1 protein-coding gene is annotated in these 2,263 nt (G+C 61.2%); it reads left to right on the forward strand.

All coding sequences use genetic code 11. From position 1 onward, the window contains the following. Positions 1-213: 213 nt before the first annotated feature. Positions 214-2,263 (forward strand): penicillin acylase family protein (locus AC1D1P_RS21405; protein WP_477674355.1); only part of this gene is annotated, 2,050 nt, incomplete at its 3' end.

Below are 2,263 nucleotides of genomic sequence, written 5' to 3' on the forward strand. Positions count from 1 at the left end.
GAATGTGTGTTGCTGCAAGAGGGTGAGATTGCTCTGGGCGCTCCCTTTGAAGACTTCACGGTGCCTACCGTCAGTTTCAAGTTTGCTGACGGCAAAGTCCATCTTCAAACAAAATAGCGTCTTGCTGGCAGGGGCCGACGCAGTTCTGCCTGGAATGCCAACTGCTCATCGCCATGGGCACCTGGCTGCACTATCCGTATCACCCGATGGAACATGATGGTCTGGTTCAAACGCATTTCTGCTGCGCTGCTGGTGTTGCTGCTGATCGCCGCCACCGTGGCGGGTTTCTATATTTACCGGACCTTCCCGGCACTCGACGGTGAACTCCAGGCCACGGGCTTGCGTGGCTCCGTATCGGTTGCCCGTGACACCGCGGATGTCACCCACATCAAGGCTCAGTCGCCCCACGACGCCTGGTTTGCCCTAGGTTATGTCCACGCACAGGAGCGTGGCTGGCAGCTTGAGTTCAACCGGCGGGTCATGCACGGTGAACTGTCCGAGGTGTTTGGCCCGGCCACACTTGAAACCGACAGGTTGCTGCGCACCCTGGGTGTTGTGCAGGCCGCCGAGCGCCAATGGCAGAACCTGCCGGYCGAGGGGCGCGATGCGATGCAGGCCTACAGCGATGGTATCAATGCTTTTTATCAGGGCTCTTCGCAGGCGCTGTCTCCCGAGTTCCATATCGTGGGCGTCAAACCCGGAGGCCTTTCCGGCAAAGCCTGGTCTCCCACTGACAGCGTCGCATGGTCGCTGATGATGGCGCTGGACCTGGGGGGCAACTGGGGCACCGAGTTCGCGCGCCTGTCGGCGGCCCGGCTGCTGAAGCCCGCAGAACTCCAGCAGTTGTTTCCGCCTTACCCAGGCGAACAGCCTGCCTCGAAAGTGGACTTTGCCAAGCTGTATGCGGGCTTGGGCGTKTACCGGTCYGATCTTCCGGATGCTACKAAAAAGATAGCTGCTGGCGCTGGTAAATCAAGGGCTGGAGGCCTGTTTGATCAGAAACCTTCGCCATTAAACGTCATTGCGCTGGCCTCTGACATCAACGACTGGGCTTTGGCGCTCGGCGACGTGGGAGGTAAAGGTTCCAATAACTGGGTTGTGGCGGGCTCTCACACCAGCACCGGCAAGCCGTTGCTCGCCAACGATCCGCATCTGGGACTTTCGGCGCCGGCGGTCTGGTATTTCGCGCGGCTGCAGGCACCTGAAGGCAAGACAGCCAACGGCGTGAGCGCGCCTGGGCTGGACGTGATTGGCGCGACATTGCCTGGCTTGCCCTTTGTGGTGATGGGGCATACCGGGAAGGTGGCCTGGGGCTTCACCAACACCGCCCCGGATGTGCAGGACTTGTACCTGGAGCAGATTAATCCTGCCAATGCGCAGCAGTACCGCGTACCCCATGCTGGCGGCGCAAACGCCGACACGGCCTGGGAGGACTTCAAGGTTCGTAGCGAGACGATCAAGGTGAAGGGTCAACCCGATGTGGTGCTCAATGTGCGAGAAAGCCGCCACGGCCCCGTTCTCAGCGATGTCCAGAAGTCGCACGCCGACCTGCTTGATATCCGCAAATATGTGATCGCGTTGCGCTGGAGTGCCCTGGATGCCGACAACCAGACCGTGCTGGCAGGCCTGCGCGCCAACCGGGCACAGTCTGCCCAGGAGTTGCTTGCGGCATTTTCGGCCTATCACTCGCCCATGCAAAACGTCGTGACCGCGGATGTCTTCGGCCAAACCGGTTTCAAGGCGGTCGGCAAGGTACCGCTGCGAAAACCCGATAACGACATCCTCGGGACCGCGCCGTCCCCCGGGTGGGAGGCGCGCTACGACTGGGCAGGCTGGGTGCCTTATGCGCAGACGCCCGAGGCCGCCAATCCGGCGATTGAGGCCAAGGGCTGGTGGTCTACGGCGAACCAGCGCATTACGCCACCTGCTTATCCCTTCTTCATCGGGCAGGACTGGACCGTGCCTTACCGCTACAACCGCATTGAACAGTTGCTGGCTGCCACACCCAGGCACACCATGGAGTCCATGCAAAAAAYACAGGGTGACCAGTACTCGGCGGCCACGGTGCGGCTCTTGCCTTTCCTGCAGGAAACGCTGTCGCAGTCTTTCGCCCATCCGTTGGCAGAAGCAGTACGCCGCAAGATGGCGGGATTTGACGGGACCATGCGCGCCGACCAGGCGGAACCTCTGGTGTTTGCCGCCTGGGTAGACGAGCTGACACGGGGCACCATCGGTGCAAAACTGGGTGAGCCCACGTTCAAGG

The sequence above is a fragment of the Polaromonas sp. P1_E1_2 genome, assembly GCF_056406035.1.